The organism is Kitasatospora sp. NPDC058032, from assembly GCF_042885845.1.
GTDB lineage: Bacteria > Actinomycetota > Actinomycetes > Streptomycetales > Streptomycetaceae > Kitasatospora.
Window position 1 is genome coordinate 77,984 of the sequence record NZ_JBHVRK010000019.1, and the last position, 17,508, is coordinate 95,491.

The window sequence follows — 17,508 nt, forward strand, 5'->3', positions numbered from 1 at the left end:
GGGCCGAGTGGGTGTCCCGGGGCGGCGGGGGCCGCCCCGGGACGGGGGTGGGTCAGTCGGTGAGGCCGAAGCGGGCGTGGAGGCGGCGGAGGGGGGCGGGGGCCCACCAGTTGGCGGGGCCGGCCAGGCGCATCACGGCGGGCAGCAGGATCGCCCGGACGAGCACGGCGTCGACCAGGACGGCGAGGGCGAGGCCGACGCCGAGTTCCTTGAGGAAGACGACCGACCCGGTGGCGTAGACCGCGAAGGTCAGGGCCAGGATGCCCGCGGCGGCCGTGATCAGCGGGGCGCTGCGCTGGATGCCGGTCGCGACGGCGGTCTCGGTGTCCACGCCGCGGTCGTGCTCCTCCTTGATCCTGGAGACGATGAAGACCTCGTAGTCCATCGACAGCCCGTAGGCGATGCAGAACATCAGGATCGGGATGCTGGGCTCCATCGACCCGGCCGAGGTGAAGTCGAGCAGGCCGGCCAGGTGGCCGTCCTGGAAGCCCCAGACCAGGGCGCCGAACATCACGGTGAGGCTGAGCAGGTTGGAGACGGTGGCCTTGGCCGGGATCAGCAGGCTGCCGGTCATCAGGAAGAGCAGGATGAAGGTCGGCACCAGGATCAGTCCCGCCACCAGGGGCAGCGCGCCGAGCAGGCGGGAGCGGAAGTCGGTCATGTCGGCCGGGAAGCCGCCGACCTGCACCTGGTAGGGCGCGGCCTCGTCCCTGACCTTGCCGACCAGCCCGGGCATGTCCCCGGCCAGCGCGGCCTCCTCGGGGATCACGGTGAGCCAGACGCCGGAGCCGGTGGCGAAGCGCGCGGAGTCGGCGGTCGGCGGGGTGCGCAGCTTTCCGCCGGCGTAGGAGCCGGTGAAGGTGTCCACCTGAAAGACGCCGGGCAGGGTGGAGAGCTTCGCCGCGTAGGCCTCGGTCTGCCCGGTGCTCCCCTTCGGGTCGGCGACGCCGGTGGCGACGACCTGGAGGGCGTCGGTCTCGCGGGCCGGGAAGCCGTCGCGGACCTGCTGCTGCACCACCCGGCTGGTGGCGTCGGCCGGCAGCACCCGCTCGTCGGGCAGGCCGAACTTCACGCCGAGGAACGGTGCCCCGACGAGCAGCAGCAGGGCGACCACGGCGGTGCCCCAGACCAGCGGGCGGGCCATCACCCGGCGGGTGAGCCGGTACCAGCGGCCGTCCTCGACCGGGCGGGCGGCTCCGGCGGCGCCCGACCGCAGCACCCGGTGCCCGACGGCGGCGAGCGCGGCGGGCAGCAGGACGACGGCGCCGACGATCGCGGTGAGCACCACGAAGACGCCCGCGTACGCGAAGGACCGCAGGAAGGGGAACGGGAAGGCGAACAGGGCGAGCAGCGAGATGGCGACGGTGATGCCGCTGAAGATCACCGTGCGGCCGGCCCGCTCAACGGCGCGGACCACGGCGGTGTGCTTGTCGTGGCCGGCCGCGGACTCCTCGCGGAACCGGGAGATCATGAACAGGCTGTAGTCGATGCCGAGCCCCAGGCCCATCACCAGGGCCAGGTTGGCGGCGAAGGTGGAGACCTCGGTGAAGGCGGTGACCCCGCGCAGCAGCGTCAGCGTGCCGAGCACCGAGAAGAGGCCGACGCCGATGGTCAGCCCGGCGGCCGACCAGCGGCGGTAGACGGCGAGCAGGAGCAGCAGGACGATCGGCAGCACGATCGCCTCGGCGCCGAGGAAGTCCTTCCGGGCCTGGGCGCCCACCTGTCGGAAGACCTCGTCCTGGCCGCCGACCTCGACCTTGATGTCGGCGGTCTCGCGGGTGAACTTCGGCGAGAGGTCGGCGAGCCGCTCGCGGGACTCGGTGGCGGTGCCGTCCAGCCAGGCGGTGACCAGGGCCTTGCCGCGGTCGGTGGCGGCGAGCGCGGGGCTGTTGCCCTGCGCCCAGTAGGAGCCGGTGGTCCGGACGCCGGCCGAGGCGCCGAGCTCTTCGGCCAGCGCCCGGCCGGCGGCGGCGACGGCGGGGTCGTCGACGGTGCCGTGCTTGGCGGTGACCAGCAGGATCATGTTGGGGCTGCCGTGGCCGAACTCACGGTGCAGCAGCTGCTCCGCCCGGTTCGACTGCGAGCCGGGCGCCTCGAAGCGCGACAGCGAGAGCGCCTTCTGCGCGCCGGCGCCCAGCGCGGCGGCGACGACCAGCACGACGGTGCCGACGATCAGCACCGCGCGCCGCCGGTCGACCAGCAGTCGGCCCAGCCTCCGCAGCAGCGGCACCCGCTGGTCGACCCCGGGTTCGAGGGTGAGCGTCATGACAACTGGTCTCCAGACATGAGGTGGGGGACGGTGCCGCCCCCGGCCGGCGTTCGGTTCAGCGCAACTGGTGCTTGGTCAGCCAGTCGGCGAGGGAGGCGTGGACCTGGGGGGCGTTGCGGGCCATGCCCATGTAGTGGCCGGCCCCGGGGATCTCGATCAGCTGGGTGTCGGTGGTGCCGGTGAACAGCGCGCGGTGCTCGGCGCCGCCCTGGACGCGGGCGTCCTTCTCCCCGTAGAGGAAGAGCACCGGCACCTTGATGTCCTTGAGGTGCCGCAGGTCGACCAGGACCGAGCCGAGCTGGGAGGCCATGTCGCCGCAGGGGTGGCGGTTCTGGTGCGGGGCGGAGAGGTCGACCACGCCGGGCTCGGTGTCGTGGAAGTTGCCGGCCTTGAACTCCTCGCTGCCGAGGTCGTAGTAGGCGTAGCCGCCGGGGCCGCCCGCGCCGTCCGCGGCCGAGCCGCCGCGCAGGCAGGTCTGCAGGGAGGAGAAGAAGCGCGCGTTGGCCTGCGGGGTGAGGCCGAGGTCGGTCCAGTCCATCAGGACCAGGCCGTCGACGTCCTGGAAGGAGTAGGCCTCGATCTGGGAGACCTGGCCGCCGTTGGACTGGCCGGCCAGGACGACCTTGTCGAACGGGACGGCGGCGCGGCCCTCCTGCTCGGTCCGGTAGCTGCCGGCCCGCAGCTGCTCCACGATCTGGTGGGCGATGTCGGCCTGGCCGCCGATGCAGCTGCCGAAACCGTCGGGCTTGTCGCTGCCGCCGTAGCCGATCCGGTCGATGGTGAGCGAGGCGTGGCCCTTCTTGGCCAGTTCCTCGGTGTGGTGGTAGCCGGGGGCGTCGAGGCGCCAGTACCACTCGCCGGCCGCGATGCCGTGCTCGTAGAGGGTGACGGCGCGCGGGCCCGCACCGCCGTCGAGGACCGCCTTGGGCGCGGTGAGGTGACCGGTGACCTGGTAGGTCTTGCCGTCCACCGGGCAGGCGGCCAGGGTGCGGTTGACGTTCTGGACGGTGAAGCGGACCGGGACGTCGACGACGGACTCGGCGGCCAGCCGGGCCTTGGTGTCGGCGGCGGCCTGTTCGGCGCCGGGGGCCGGGGCGGGGGCGGCCGGTCCGGTGGCGGCGGCGGTCGGGGTGCCGGGCTTCGGGGAGTCGTCGGCGCGGACCGCGACGGCGGCCACCGCGGGCGTCAGGGCGATCAGTGCGGCCGCGACGGTCAGCAGGGCGGTCTTCCTGGAACGGGGCACGGTCGCGGCCCTTTCGTCGAACGGGGTGGGAGCGGGGTCCGGGGGCTGGGTGGTAGCGGGGTCCGGGGAGGGGGGCGTGGGAGGGGTCATGACGGCAGCCGCCCCTGCTCGCGGTACCAGCGCGCCTCGTCGGACAGGGTCTGCGCCAGCGGGCGGAAGGTGATGCCGAGTTCACGCTCCGCGCGGGCGGAGGAGAGCCGGGTGTGGGTGCCGTCGAGCAGCACCCGGACCCCTTCGCGGGTGGCCACCGGCGGCCGGCCGCGCAGCCTGGCGCCGTACTCCAGCGCGGTCGCGAAGCCGAGCGCCGCGGCGGCCGGGATCTGCCGGGGCGCGGTGGCGCCGGTGGCGGCGGCGATGCCGGTGACCAGGTCGTGCAGGCCGTACCAGGAGCCGGCGACGATGTAGCGGCGCAGCCCGGTGCCGTGGGTCAGCGCGCGGACGCAGGCGGCGGCGACGTCGCGGGCGTCCACCACGTGGTTGCCGGCCCGGGGGACGGCGCGCAGGTCTCCGTGGGCGACGGCGAGGAAGAGCCGGCCCGCCGAGGTGGGTCCGGCGTCGCCCGGTCCCCACATCCAGCCGGGCAGCACCAGCGGGACGGTGATCCCCTCGCGGGCGCAGAACTCGGTGACGGCCTGTTCGGCGCGAACCTTGCTGGCCCGGTAGCCGTTGCGCTGCCAGTCGGCGGGCGGCGGGGTGTCCTCGTCGGCGGGGAACCCGGTGGTGCCCCGGCCGATGGTGTTGATCGAGCTGGTGTGCACCACCCGGGGCACCCCGGCGTCGACCGCCTCGCGGAGCAGGGTGGTCACCGCGTCGACGTTCACGGCGTGCAGCCGGCCCAGGTCGGGCTGCGGCTGGTAGTACTCCCGGAAGTAGGCGGCGGTGTGGATGACGCCGCTCGCGCCGGGCAGGGCCGACCGGTAGCCGGCCGGGTCGGTGATGTCGCCGGCCAGGACGGTGAGCCGTTCGTCGGCGGGCAGCAGCCGTCCGGCCTTCTCCCGGTCGCGGACCAGGGCGGTCACCTCGTGGCCCGCGGCCAGCAGCTCGCGGACCACGGCGGTGCCGAGCAGTCCGGTGGCGCCGGTGACCACGACGCGGCCCGGCGGGGTGCGCTGGTCGGTCATCAGGACTCCTTCGCGGCGAGGACGGGCCCCGGACCGGGGTCGGGATCGGGGTCGTGCCGGCCGTCGGGGCCGGGACCGGAGTCCGTCCGGTCCGCACCGCCCGCGCCGCCCGCCGGGGCGGGCGACTCCTCGCGCAGCCCGAAGCGCTCCTGGAACCGCTTGAGCGGCGCCGGGGCCCACCAGGTGGCGTGGCCGCCGAGGGCCATCACGGCGGGGACGAGCAGGCAGCGCACCACGGTCGCGTCGACCAGCACGGCGAGCGCGACGCCGAGGCCGAGCATCTTGGTGTTGGTGATCCGGGAGGTCCCGATCGCCACCAGCACCACCGAGAGGATCAGCGCGGCGGCGGTGATCAGCCCGCCGGTGTGCCGGATGCCGTCGGCGACGGCCTTGCGCGGGTCGTGCCCGCGGCCGTACTCCTCCTTGACCCGGGAGAGCAGGAAGACCCCGTAGTCCATGGAGAGGCCGAAGGCGACGCAGAACATCAGCACCGGCAGGGTGGTCTCGACGGCGCCGGTCGGGGTGAAGCCGAGCAGGCCGGACAGGTGGCCGTCCTGGAACACCCAGACGACGACACCGAACATCGCGGTCAGGCTGAGCGCGTTCAGCAGCACCGCCTGGAGCGGGATCAGCAGGCTGCCGGTGAGCAGGAAGACCAGCAGCAGGGTGGCTCCGACGATCAGCGCGCCGGCCGGCAGCAGGCGCACCGCGATGGCGTGCTTGCTGTCGACCAGGGTGGCCGCCTGGCCGCCGACCACCGGCCGCAGGGCGGGGAAGTCGGCGCCGGCCCGGCGGATCTCGCCGACCAGGTCCTGGTTCGCCTGGGAGACGTCGCCCCCGCCGGCGGCGGGCACCACCGAGAGGTGGCCGAGGCCGTCGGCGGTACGGACGCTGTCGGCCGGACCGGACTCGCCGGAGGGGGCGCCGGAGCGGTAGTCGCCGAGCGGGGTGGAGACCTCGGTGACGCCGGGCAGCGCGGAGAGCTTGGCGGCGAACCGGCCGAGCTCCTCGCGGTCCGGGCTGCCGGCGCCGGTGCTCCCGGTGGCCCCGCTGTGCACCACCACGTCGATGACGCCGGTGGCGCTGGCGGTGAAGCCCTCCCGGATGGTCTGCTGGACCACCCGTGCCTCGGAGCCGGTGGGCAGCTGGCGGTCGTCGGCGGCGGCGAACTGGACGCGCAGGAAGGGCAGTCCGGCGACCAGCAGCAGGGCGGTGATGCCGAGCGCGAACAGCGGGGCGCGCCGCATCACCAGGGTGGCGGTGCGGTGCCAGCCCGCGCCGGGCTCCCGGCCGGAGCGCGCCGCGCCGCCGGGCAGCCGGATCTTGAGCGCGTCGATCCGGCCGCCGAGCAGGGTGAGCAGGGCGGGCAGCAGGACCAGCGCGGCGGCGGCGGCGATCAGCACCACCGAGATGCCGGCGTAGGCGAAGGAGCGCAGGAAGTAGAGCGGGAAGACCAGCATCGCGGAGAGCGAGACGGCGACGGTCAGCGCCGAGAACAGCACCGCGCGGCCGGCCGTGTCCAGGGTCGTGGCGACGGCCTCGCGGACCTCCAGCCCGCGTTCGCGTTCCTCGCGGAAGCGCCGGACGATGAGCAGCGCGTAGTCGATGGCGAGGCCCAGGCCGAGCGCGGTGGTGAGGTTCTGGGCGAAGACCGAGACCTCGGTGAAGCCGGTGATCACCCGCAGCGCCGCGTTGGTGCCGAGGATCGCGCAGATCCCGACGGCGAGCGGCAGCAGGGCGGCGATCAGGCCGCGGAAGACCAGCACCAGGATCAGCAGGGTGATCGGCAGCGCGATCAGCTCGGCCCGGACCAGGTCGTCGGCGATGGTGGACTGCATCTCCTCGCGGACCGCGACGGTGCCGCCGAGCCGGACGTCCAGCTGTTCCAGGCCGGCCGGGCTGCCCCGGTAGCGCGGGGCCAGCCGGTCGAAGACGTCCTTGGCGTGGTTCTCGTCGCCCTCGATGCGGGCGACGATCAGCGCCGTACCGCGGTCGGCGGAGCGCAGGCCCTCGACGCCGGTCTGCCAGTACGAGGTGACCCCGACGACGTCCGGTTCGAAGGCGAGCCGCTCGCCGAGGCGGGCACCGGCCCGGGCCGCCTCGGGGGCGTCCACCGAGCCGCCGGCCTTCGCGGAGACCTCCAGGACGAGGTTGGGCGAGCTGGCCGGGAAGGACTGCTCCAGCAGCACGGCGGCGCGCGCCGATTCGGAGCCCGGGTCGGAGGTGCCGCCGTTGTGCAGGCGGTCGGTGACGCCGGTGCCCACGACCAGCGCGTTGACCAGGAAGATCACCACGAAGAGGAGGGCGGACCAGGGCCGGGCGGTGACCGCCCGGCCGAGTCGCTTGAGCATCGGGAACCTCACGGAGCGGGGGTGGCGGAGCGCTGCCCGGTCGGCAGCGCGGAGAGCAGCTCGCCCACCCGGCCGGGCCGGTCCAGGGTCACGACCCGGGCCACCACCCCGTCCGGGCGCAGATGGCAGGCCAGGGCCGCCGCCCCGGCCTGCCCGCCCGGCAGCCGGCCGGCCGCGAGGTCGTGGCCGGACGGCCCCGCCGGTACGGGCACGGGCCCGTCCGGCGGCAGCAGCAGCAGGACGTCGGCGAGATCGCGCACGCCGCGCCGGGTCAGCTCGGTGGCGGCCTCCTCGGCCGCCGTCGCGGCCTCCTGCCCGGCTCCGGCGACCAGCACGGTGTGCCGTCCGGTCGCGAGGTAGCCGTGCAGGGAGGTGGCACCGGTCCCGCCCATCGGGCGGAGCGGGGCGTCACCGAGCCGTCGGCCGGGGGTCGGACCGCCCGGCGCGGGCGTGCGCCCGACGGCCGGACTGGCCGTCAGATCGAGGTCGAGCTGGGCGAGTTCCGGGACGATGCGGCGCTCCAGGGCGCCGCTGCGGGAGAGCGCGCCGAGCAGCAGGTCGCGCAGGGCGCGGGCCGGGCGCGGCTTGAGCAGCCAGAGCCTGGTCTGCCGTTCGGAGTTGCGCACCGCCCGGGCGGAGGTGGGACGGCGCTCCGGGTCGTAGCTGTCGAGCAGCGCCGGATCGCCGCCGCGCAGCACGGCCGCCAGCTTCCAGCCGAGGTCGAAGCCGTCCTGGACACCGGTGTTGAGGCCCTGGCCGCCGGCCGGGCTGTGGGCGTGCGCGGCGTCCCCGGCGAGGAACACCGGGCCCTGCCGGAACGTGGCGGCCACCTTGGTGTGCACCCGGAAGCGGCTGGTCCACCAGGTCTCCTCGACGGTCCAGCGGCCGCGGCCGCGGGCGTCCAGGAGCTGCTGGAGCTCGGCGTTGTCCGGCGGGCCGGTCCGGCTGCCCGGGGGCAGGTCGAAGAAGATCCGGTGGCCGCCCTCGGGCAGGGCGACCAGGACGAGCACGCCGTCCGGGCTCAGGTGGTACTGCGCCTCGGTGGGCGGCAGGTCGCCGGCGATCCGGCCGTCGCCGAGCACGAACTCCCGGTCGTAGCTGCTGCCCTCGTAGGGGATCCCGAGCGCCTCGCGGACGGTGCTGCGGACGCCGTCGGCCCCGATCAGCCAGGGGACGGCCACGGTCTCGACCGCGCCGCCGGCCGACTCCAGCCGGACCACCGCCCGATCGCCGGCCGCCTCGACCGAGGTGGCCCGGGTGGCCCACTCGACCCGGCCGCCGAGGCCGAGCAGCCGCTCGTAGAGCAGTTCCTCGGTGACCGGCTGGGGCACGCAGAGCGGCCCGGGGAAGCGGGTGCCGGTCAGCGTGCCGAAGGAGACGCCGGCCAGCCGGCGCCCGTTCGACCAGTACGAGGCGCCGGTGAGCGGCAGGGCCCGCTCGGCGACGGCGTCGGCCACGCCGAGGCGGTGCAGCGCCTCCAGGGCGCCGCTCCACATCACCAGGGCCTTGGGCTCGGCGGCGAAGCACTCCCGGCGGTCCACCAGGCGCACCGGCACCCCGTGCTGGAGCAGGGCGCAGGCCGCGGTCAGGCCGGTGGGGCCGGCCCCGACCACGAGGACCTGCGGCGCCGTCATCGGAGCGCCCCGTCGGCCGGGCGGCCGAGGTCCTCCGCCAGGGGGTGCCCGAGCCGGCTGGAGACCTCGCGCAGGGCTTGGGCGGTCAGCCGCTCGGAGACGTCGCGCACGGTCTGCGCGGTGTTCTCGAACAGCACCGTGTGGAAGCCCAGCCGCTGGGCGGCGTCGAGGTTCTCGGCCGTGTCGTCGATGAACAGACAGCGCCGGGCCGGGGCATCGAGCCGCTCCAGCAGCCGCAGGTACAGCTCCGGGTCCGGCTTGCGGACGCGCTCGGCCGAGGAGTCGACGACCACGTCGAACAGCTCCTCCACCGGGAGGGTGGCCTGCCAGCGGGGACGCCACTCCACCACGTTGTTGGTGAGCAGCGCGATCCGGTAGCCGCCGGACTTCAACTGCCGGGCGAAGTCCACGAGCTGGGCGTTGGCCCGACGGCCCTGGAACCACAGCTCACCGAACGGCCGGCCGCCCAGGGCGGCGGCGGAGCCGGGCGGCAGCTCGGCCAGCAGGCGCTCGGTGAACTCCTGCTCGGTGATCGCCGCGACCTCCAGCTCCGCCATCGGGCTGATCCCGTGGCGTGCGGTGGCGGCCGCGAAGGCGGTGCCGATGGCCTGCAGGTCCAGGCCGGTGCGCACGCCGAACTCGGTGAAGGTCTCGGCGAGCGGGTTGGTCAGCACGCCGCCGTAGTCGACGACCACGGTGTCGATGCCGTCGGCCGACGGGACGAGGTGGTTCAGCTCCACTGGGTCACCTCGATGCCGAGGGTGGCGACGGTGTTGCCCTCCTGGGAGACGGTGATCGCGACCGGGACGGTCACGGCGCCGAGCGCGCCGTCGAAGCTGGCGTCGCCGACCTCGGCGACCGCCTTGGTCACCAGGTCCAGTTCGGCGAAGTCGGTGAAATCGGCCTTCGCCGCGGTGACCACCAGGCTCTCGGCGGGCAGACCGTGCAGCTTGGCGACGGCGGCCACGGACAGTTGACGGGCGGCCTCCAGCTGGAGGTTGCCGGGCACGTGGTCCAGCTTGTGGTCGAACAGGTGGGGGTGGTCGGTGTCCACCACCAGCAGCGCCGAGGCGGTGCCGGACTCGCTGACGGCGGGCTCGGTGAGCACGATGTTGGACGCGTCCCGCCGGCCGACCAGGGAGGGCGCGGAGCGCAGCAGCTGCGGGTGGCGCGGCGAACGCCCTTCCAGCTTCTTGCGGTTGCCGGCCCGCAGCATCTGGAAGGCCCGGTTGGTGACGAAGGTCAGCGCGCCGGAGCCGACGATGGCCTGCACGCCGTCCAGCCAGAAGACGCCGGTGAAGTCGAAGCCGAGCACCCGGCCGGCCGGGTTGCGCTTGGGGCGGACGGTGGTGGAGAGCACGGCGTGCGCCGGGCGCGGCCCGATCCGCAGGGCCTCCAGTCCGGAGATGGTGAGGTTCAGCGAGCTGAAGATGAAGGCGCGGTCCAGCGGCACGTCCAGGTAGCGGTGCGCGACCAGGACGCCGGACTGGCGCAGGACCTCGACCAGCAGCAGGAAGTCGTAGCTCCCGCCGCGCTCGCCGACGACGTGGGCGCGCGGCAGCTGGGCGGCGACCTCGAAGGTGTGCTCGTCGCTCTCCGGGTCCGGATCGCCGACCCGGGCCGAGTCGGTGACGAACACCTCGGCGATGGCGGCACGGTGCACCAGGTCGCGCGGCACGGTGGAGGCGAAGGTCAACTCGGTGGTGGGCGCGTGGTTCCGGGACTCCTCGGAGTCCGCCAGTCTCAGCAGCTCGGGTGTGGCGTTCATGCAGATCCCCCCGGTTGGCAACATCGGTTTCCCGGACAAACGGCTCGAAAGGACGGCCCGACCGCGGAACGGCCTCGGTACGACGGGCCGGCCCCCTCACCGGCTACGGCCGGGGACCTCGCGGCTCCCGGCCTGCGGCAACTGTCCGGCGCCGCGCTGACCGTCCGCTGAAGGCGCCGGGAAGGGCGCGGGAAGCGGCGGGAAGCGGGGGGAAGGGACCCGGGAGGGAGATCCGCCGGGAGGGCGGCGGCACACCGGCGTCGGTCATGTCCCTGCCCAGGATTGGCGGAGCCTACACAAACGATGCGGTAACGATCCGGGGCCCCTCCCACGGCCGGTGATAACGTCCGCGTGGGGGCGAGACGTCACAACGGCTTTGGGGGGAGCGTTGGCTGACGACGTGTGGTTCGAGGTTCTCGGACCGGTACGGGTCAGACGGGGACAATTCGCGGCGGACCTCGGACCGCCCCGGCAGCGGGCGGTGCTCGCGGTCCTGCTGCTCAACAGCGGGCGTCCGGTGCGCACCGAGCGGATCGTCCAGCTGGTCTGGGGCGCCGACGCCCCCGGGCGCAGCGTCAACCTGGTGCAGAAGTACGTCTCCGGCCTGCGCCGGGCGCTCGCCGGACTGGCCACCCTGGCCTGGACGGATGCCGGCTACGTGCTGGCCGCGCCCGGCACGGTGGACGTCGAGCGGTTCGAGGAACTGCTCGTCGACGGGCGGGCGCGGCGGACGAACGGCGACGCGGCCGGCGGCGCGGAGGCGTTCACCGAGGCGGTGGCGCTCTGGCGCGGGCCGCTCGCCCAGGGCGTGGACGGGCCGGGCATCGAGCCGCTGCGGCTGCGGCTGGCCGAGGCCAGGCTCGGCGCGCTGGAGGACCTCTTCGACCTGGAACTGGAGCTGGGCCGGCTGGCCGGCCGGATCCCGGAACTGCGCCGGCTGGCGGCCGAACACCCGCTGCGCGAGCGGTTCCAGGCCCAGCTGGTGCTGGCACTGGCCCAGTCCGGGCGGCAGGCGGAGTCGCTGGAGGTGTACGAGCGGGTCCGCCGGCTGCTCGCCGACGAGCACGGCCTCGACCCGGGGCCGCACCTGCGCGCCGCCCAGGAGCGGGTCCTGCGGCTGGCCCCGGCGGATCCGCCCGCACCCGCCGAGGTCCGGGACCGGCCGCAGGTCCCGGTGCCGGTACCGACGGCCGGAGCGGTGGAACCGGCGCAGCCACCCGCCCCGCCAGCGCCCCGGACGATCGCGCCGGACGTTCCCCGGCCGGCCCAACTGCCGCTCGGCCCACGGGGGTTCACCGGGCGCCGGGAGCACATCGACCGGCTCGCCGAGCTGCTGCGGCCCGCCGACGGCACGCTGTCGCTGGTCTGCCTGGAGGGCACCGCCGGGGTCGGCAAGACCGCGCTCGCCCTGCACGTCGCCCACCGGGCCGCGCCGCTGTTCGCCGACGGCCAGCTCTTCGCCGACCTGCACGGCCACGGCCGGGCCGCGCCAGCCGGCCCCGCCGAGGTCCTCGGCGGCTTCCTGCGGGCCCTCGGGGTGCCCGCCGAGCGGGTGCCGCAGGGCGTCAACGAGCGGATCGGCCTCTACCGCTCGCTGCTGGCCGGCCGCAGCGTCCTGGTGGTGCTGGACAACGCCCGGGACGCCGACCAGGTCCGGCCGCTGCTGCCCGGGGGCGGCGGCAGCACGGTGCTGGTCACCAGCCGCCGCCGGCTGGTGAGCCTGACCGTCCGGGAGGGCGCGCACCGCCTCGTCGTCCCGGTGCTGCCGGCCGCCGAGGCGCACCGCCTGGTGACCGCGCTGCTCCAGCCCGGGCAGGGCGACGACACGGCCGCCGTGGACGAGATCGTCCGGCTCTGCGCCGGACTGCCGCTGGCGCTGCGGATCGTCGCCGCCAACGCGGCCTACCGCTCCGACGTGCCGCTCGGCCGGATCGCCCGGGAGCTCACCGTCGACCGGGTGGCCGCGCTCTCCGCGCCGGACGAGGCGCAGACCGCGCTGGCCGGCTCGCTCGGCCTCTCCTACGACCTGCTGCGCACCAACGTCCGCACCTTCTTCTGCCTGCTCGGGCTCGTCCCCGGGCCGGACTTCACCGTGAACGCCGCCGCCACGATGGCCGGTTCGCCGCCGGCCACGGCCGAGCGGCAGCTGCGCGAGCTGGAGGTCGCCAACCTGCTGGAGCGGGTGGAGGACCGCTACCGGTTCCCGCACGAGCTGCTGCAGCTCTTCGCCCACGAGCGCGCCCACCAGCGGCTGACGGCCGGTGAACGGACCACCGCGCTGGGCCGGTTGTTCGGCTGGTACGTGGCGACCGCCGCCGCGGCGGGCAGCGGCGGCCCCGCCCCGCGCCGCAGCGTCGACCAGGCGGGCGTGGTCACCCCCGAGACGGGGTGCGCCGCCCGGGAGGGCGACGGGGACCTGTCCGCGGAGTTCGCCAACCTGACCGCCGCCGTCCGGTACGCCGCCGAGCACGGGCCGCTCCCGGTCGCCTGGCAGCTCGCCGACGCGCTGCGGCCGTTCTGCAAGCAGCACGCCCGGCTCACCCAGTGGTCCCGGCTGGCCGAATCCGGTCTGGCCGCCGCCCGGCAGGCCGGGGACCGCAGGGCCGAGGCGGTCATGCTGATCAACCTCAGCGACGCCAACCACAACTCCGGCCGGATCACGGCCGGTGAGGACTACGCCCGGCAGGCCCTGGCGCTCGCCGGTGAACTGGGCCGGCCGCAGATCGCGGCGGCGGCGCTCGACCAGCTCGGCCGCGCCGCCTGGATCCGCGGCCACCTGGCCGAGGCCCGGACGCTGCTCACCGAGGCCGTCGAACTGCACACCCGCAACGGCGACCCGCTCGGCCTCGCCGTCTCGCTCGCCGCGCTCGCCCGCACCGAGTTCGACTCGGGCAACCGGCCCGACGCCTACCGCCACTACACCCGCTGCCTGCGGCTGGCCCGCACCATCGGCTCGGACGCCCTGGAGACCATGGCGCTGGCCGAACTCGGCATGGCCCACGCCGCGCTGGGCCGGCCCGGGAACGCCGTCCAGTCGCTGCGGGCGGCGCTCTCGCTCGGCCGCACCGGCAGCCACCGCCGGGCCGAGGCACTGGTGCTGGCCGTCCTCAGCCGGCTGCACGCCGAGGCCGGGCGCACCGAGGAGGCCCACACCGCGGCCCGCGAGGCCCTGCACGCGGCCGAGTCGCACGGCGACAGCTGGACGGAGGCCGAGTGCCTCAACGCCACCGGCGCCGCCGCGCTGGCCACGGACTGTCCGGCCACCGCCGCCGCCCGGTACGGCGCCGCGCTCACCGTGGCCGGCCGGCTCGGCTACCGGCGGGCCGAGCTGCACGCGCTGGTCGGGCTCGCCGAGGCCGCCCTCCAGCAGGGCGACGCCGAGCGGGCCGCCGACCTCGCCGACCGGGCGCACGCCTCGGCCTCCGCGCTCGGCTACCGGCCGCTGGCGCTCACCGCCCAGGGCGTCCGGAACCGGCTGCCGGCCGAACCGGGCCGCGCGGAGCCTGACAGCGCCGAGCCGGACAGCGCCGAGCCCGACGACGCGGAGCCGGACGGCGCCACCCGGCCGAGCCCGCTCGGCGCGCACTGACGGCTGCGCCGGAGCCGCGTGCCGGGGATGGCACGCGGCTCCGGCGGTCGGTCAGCTGTCCAGCCAGTTCTTCTCGGTCGCGATCAGCTTGCCGTCGGCGGCGAAGAGCCGCAGCTCGGCCGGGATGCCGCGCTTGGCGACGGCGATCCAACGGGCCTCGGAGTCGCCGAGGCCGAGGATGGCCGGCTCGGCGCTGACGCCGTCGGTCCACCGCACCTCGGCGCGGGCGACGCCCGGACGGATCAGCCCGGCCTGGGCCTTCGGGACGTGGAACAGCGGGTCGGCGTCGCCGTTCTTGGCCTGGCGGCCCAGCCAGACCTTGCCGACGGAGCCCGGATCGCCGAAGAGCAGGCCCACCGGGGAGCCCGGCGGTGCGACGAGGGCCTCCGCAGGGGTCGCCAGGCGCTTGCCGTCCAGGACGTAGTAGAAGATCACGTGGTCGGCGTCCGGGGTGCCGTACTGGTTGACGTACGCCTCGGTCGGCGCGGGCCAGGGGTAGCCGGCGGCGGCGTCCTCCTCCCAGATCCGCCGGGCCTGCTCGTGGATCCGTTCCTTGCCCGGGGCCGGCCACAGAGCCGCCCAGACGCTCCACGGCTTGCCCTCCTCGGTGCCCGCGAGCACCTGGATCCGGGTCGGGACGAGCGGGTCCCGGGGGCCCTGCGCCCCGGCCGGGGCGGCGCCCGGGAGGACGGCCGCGACGTCGGCGGACGAGACCGCCACCGTCGCGCTGCCGGCCGCCGGACCGCCGACCCCGCCGCTCACCGCGGCGACACCGCCCGCCGTGGCGAGCAGGGCCAGCGCCAGCACGCCGCCCAGCGACGCCCGCCGCCGGACCGCCCGCCGCCGGCCGCCGGCCAGCACCGCCGCGTACGGCGCCGGACCCGCCTCCACCGTTCCGGCCAGCCCGGCCAGCGCCCGGGCCACCTCCTCGTCGCCCTCGACCGCCGCGTCCACGGGCGTCCCGTCGCGGTTCATGCCGCACCTCCGATGCTCGTCATGGTGATGAGTGAGGAGAGCCCGCGCAGCTTGGCGATGCCCTTCGACGCCTGACTCTTGACCGTGCCCACCGAGCAGCCCATCGCGGCGGCGGCCTGGGACTCGCTGAGGTCCTCCCAGTACCGCAGCACCACCGCCTGGCGCTGACCGGGCGGCAGCGTGCCGAGCGCGGCCAGCAGCGCGGCCCGGTCGTCCAGCCGCTCGAAGCCGTCCGGGCCGGTCCGCTCCGGCACGGCGGTGACCAGCTGTTCCGGCACCCGGCGCCGGAAGCGGCGGGCGTGCTCGTTCACCACGATCCGGCGCACGTAGGCGTACGGCTCGTCGGCCCGGGTGACCCTCCCCCAGGCGGCGTAGGTCCGTTCCAGCGCGGTCTGGACGACGTCCTCCGCCAGGTAGCGGTCCCCGGTCAGCAGGAACGCGGTGCGCAGCAGACGCGGCCAGGCACCGGTCACGAACGCGTTGAACTCCGCGTCCCGCTCGGCCTTCTTGGCTCTCATGAGTACCTCCTCACCCGACCAGAGCCCGGACCGGCCCCGAACCGTTGCCGGGCACGCCGACGGCCGGCCCCGAAGGACCGGCCGAACGGGCAGAACACCAGGTCAGGAGGACAGCGTGGCAGGGATCGGACGGCCGGGACCAGGAGGCGGGGACCGGGAGGCGGGGACCGTTAAGGGATCAGGAGGCGGGCGGGATGTTGAAGTTGAGCCGGAACAGGTTCCCCGGGTCGTACGCCGCCTTGAGCTCGGTGAGCCGCCGGTGGACCGGCTCCGGGTAGGCGGTGCGCACGGTGGCCGGGTCGGCGTCGTCCATCCCGAAGAAGTTGGCCAGCGCCCCGCCGGTGGACCACGGCCGCAGGCTCTCGTGCAGCGCGCTGTGCGCGGCGCGCAGCTCCTCCAGGGCGAACGGGCCGATCACTCCGGTGGAGAAGGCGAGGTACTCGGCGTCCCGGCCGCCGACCGCGTTCGGCACGGCCGGCTCGCGCGAGTACGCGCCACCCTGCAGTCGGATCTCGACGATCAGCGGGCTGCCGGCGTCCGGCCCGGCGAGGTCCAGCACGGCGTCCGCGGTGGCGGCGGTGAACGCGCGCAGCGTGCTGTTGCGGTCGCTCGCGGGGTGCGCGAACGGCGGCTCGTGGTGGATCGTGCCGGCCTCGGTGAAGGGCAGCTCGCGCACCGTGTCCAGCAGCGGGGTGCCGAACGCCCGCAGTGGCCGCACCCACTCCTCGCCCTGCCCGGCCGGGCCGCTCCAGGCGACCCGCAGCACGGCGGCGTACCGGCCGCGGAGCGGCTCGGGGACGGCCTCCAGGTCGGGGTAGCGGATCAGCTGGGCGGAGGTGGCCAGCTGCTCGGGGACGGTCCGGCTCCAGGCGGCCCAGCCGTGCAGCGCGACGGCCGCGGACTCGGCCGGGAAGTAGAGGCCGCCGCCGTACAGGCCGGTGCACGGGACGAGGCCGATCTCCATCTCGGTCACGATCCCGAAGTTGTCCTTGCCGCCGAGCAGCGCCCAGAACAGCTCGGGCTCGGCGGCGGGCGTGGCGGTGCGGTGCCGGCCGTCGGCGGTGACCACCTCCAGCCGGCGGACGTGGTCGGCGGCGAAGCCGTGGTGGCGGCCGAGCAGGCCGATGCCGCCGCCGAGGGTGTAACCGACCGCGCCGACGTCCGGGTTGGAGCCGCTGAGCGGGGCGAGGCCGTGCGGGGCGGCGGCGGCTGTCACCTCGCGCCAGCGGACGCCGGCCGCGACGGTGGCGGTGCGCGCGGCCGGGTCGACGGTGACGCCGTCCAGCCCGGCGGTGTCGATCACCAGCTCGCCGTCGGTGGGCACGGAGATGCCGTGGCCGGTGGCGCGGACGGCGACCGCGAGGCCGTTCGCGGCGGCGTACCGGACGGCGGTGGACACGTCCTGCGGGTCGGCGGCGACCACCACCAGGCCCGGTCGGTGGTCCAGCGCGAGGTTGTAGCCGGTCCGGTGGGCGTCGTACTCGGCGTCGCCGGGCCGGTACACCGGCCCCTTGGTCTCGATCATGCGGGGAGGCTAACCCGCCCGGGGGCGGAGCAACCCCGTCCGCATCCGATCTCTGTCAGGTTTCCGGCCACAGGAGTTGACGCCCCATCAGGCCGGTTCACCGGCTGTCGCCGGAGGCCCGGGTCATGATCTCCAGGTTGTGGCCGCTCGGGTCCTCGAAGTAGGCGCCGCGCCCGCCGAACCAGTCGTTGACCCGGCCCGCGTGGCGGTGGAAGGGGTCGGCCCAGTAGGTGAGCCCGCGCTCCCGGACCCGGTCGAGGATGGCGTCGAACTCCTCGTCGCCGACCAGGAAGGCGTAGTGCCCGGTGGGGACCGGCCCGCCGACCCGCATCACGTCCAAGGCGACGTCGTTGGCGAGCCGGACGACCAGGAAGGGCTCGCTGCGCACCGGGGCGGCGACGCCCAGGACCTCGCTGAGGAAGCGGGCGGTCTCCTCGTCGTCCCGCGCCGGGACGATCGTGTGGTTCAGCTGAACGGCCATGGAACCCTTCCCTCCTGGGGCTTCCGGACGTCTG

12 protein-coding genes are annotated in these 17,508 nt (G+C 75.3%); 1 reads left to right on the forward strand and 11 read right to left on the reverse strand.

Annotation, left to right across the window (positions count from 1 at the left end; all coding sequences use genetic code 11):
- Nucleotides 1–52 precede the first annotated feature (52 nt).
- The 7 genes from ACFVUH_RS26990 to ACFVUH_RS27020 form a co-directional block, all read right to left on the reverse strand.
- Nucleotides 53–2,266, reverse strand: a complete 2,214-nt coding sequence (locus tag ACFVUH_RS26990) for an MMPL family transporter (RefSeq protein WP_387915816.1) — start codon at nucleotides 2,264–2,266, stop codon at nucleotides 53–55.
- Nucleotides 2,267–2,324: 58 nt separating this feature from the next.
- Nucleotides 2,325–3,512: an alpha/beta hydrolase gene (locus ACFVUH_RS26995; RefSeq protein ID WP_355367056.1), complete on the reverse strand. Its 1,188-nt coding sequence runs from the start codon at nucleotides 3,510–3,512 to the stop codon at nucleotides 2,325–2,327.
- Nucleotides 3,513–3,598: 86 nt separating this feature from the next.
- Complete coding sequence (locus ACFVUH_RS27000) at nucleotides 3,599–4,633, reverse strand: NAD-dependent epimerase/dehydratase family protein (RefSeq protein ID WP_355367059.1); 1,035 nt, start codon at nucleotides 4,631–4,633, stop codon at nucleotides 3,599–3,601.
- The gene (locus ACFVUH_RS27005) at nucleotides 4,633–6,984 is read right to left on the reverse strand and encodes an MMPL family transporter (RefSeq protein ID WP_387915817.1); all 2,352 of its coding nucleotides are present in this window, start codon (nucleotides 6,982–6,984) and stop codon (nucleotides 4,633–4,635) included. The genes ACFVUH_RS27000 and ACFVUH_RS27005 overlap by 1 nt, the downstream gene beginning before the upstream one ends.
- 8 nt (nucleotides 6,985–6,992) lie before the next feature.
- Nucleotides 6,993–8,618 (reverse strand): FAD-dependent monooxygenase, encoded by a 1,626-nt coding sequence (locus tag ACFVUH_RS27010; RefSeq protein WP_355367065.1) that lies wholly within the window; start codon nucleotides 8,616–8,618, stop codon nucleotides 6,993–6,995.
- Complete coding sequence (locus ACFVUH_RS27015) at nucleotides 8,615–9,358, reverse strand: HAD family hydrolase (protein ID WP_387915819.1); 744 nt, start codon at nucleotides 9,356–9,358, stop codon at nucleotides 8,615–8,617. Before ACFVUH_RS27015 ends, ACFVUH_RS27010 begins: the two co-directional genes overlap by 4 nt.
- Nucleotides 9,349–10,386, reverse strand: a complete 1,038-nt coding sequence (locus ACFVUH_RS27020) for a ScbA/BarX family gamma-butyrolactone biosynthesis protein (protein WP_387915821.1) — start codon at nucleotides 10,384–10,386, stop codon at nucleotides 9,349–9,351. The genes ACFVUH_RS27015 and ACFVUH_RS27020 overlap by 10 nt, the downstream gene beginning before the upstream one ends.
- Nucleotides 10,387–10,774: 388 nt before the next feature.
- On the opposite strand from ACFVUH_RS27020, the gene ACFVUH_RS27025 reads away from it, so the two are divergent.
- Nucleotides 10,775–13,975 (forward strand): BTAD domain-containing putative transcriptional regulator, encoded by a 3,201-nt coding sequence (locus ACFVUH_RS27025; protein ID WP_387915825.1) that lies wholly within the window; start codon nucleotides 10,775–10,777, stop codon nucleotides 13,973–13,975.
- A gap of 51 nt (nucleotides 13,976–14,026) precedes the next feature.
- Here ACFVUH_RS27025 and ACFVUH_RS27030 read toward each other — a convergent pair whose 3' ends face one another.
- From ACFVUH_RS27030 to ACFVUH_RS27045, 4 genes are all read right to left on the reverse strand, one after another.
- Nucleotides 14,027–14,950 (reverse strand): hypothetical protein, encoded by a 924-nt coding sequence (locus ACFVUH_RS27030; RefSeq protein WP_387915827.1) that lies wholly within the window; start codon nucleotides 14,948–14,950, stop codon nucleotides 14,027–14,029.
- Nucleotides 14,947–15,468 carry a SigE family RNA polymerase sigma factor gene (locus ACFVUH_RS27035; RefSeq protein ID WP_355367080.1) on the reverse strand — a complete coding sequence of 174 codons (522 nt, stop codon included), beginning with the start codon at nucleotides 15,466–15,468 and terminating at the stop codon, nucleotides 14,947–14,949. Before ACFVUH_RS27035 ends, ACFVUH_RS27030 begins: the two co-directional genes overlap by 4 nt.
- A gap of 178 nt (nucleotides 15,469–15,646) precedes the next feature.
- A complete protein-coding gene (locus ACFVUH_RS27040) occupies nucleotides 15,647–16,993 on the reverse strand; it encodes an FAD-binding oxidoreductase (RefSeq protein WP_387915830.1) in 1,347 nt (448 codons plus the stop codon).
- 97 nt (nucleotides 16,994–17,090) lie between these two features.
- Entirely contained in the window at nucleotides 17,091–17,474 is a 384-nt protein-coding gene (locus tag ACFVUH_RS27045) for a VOC family protein (protein WP_355367086.1), read from the reverse strand.
- Nucleotides 17,475–17,508 lie beyond the last annotated feature (34 nt).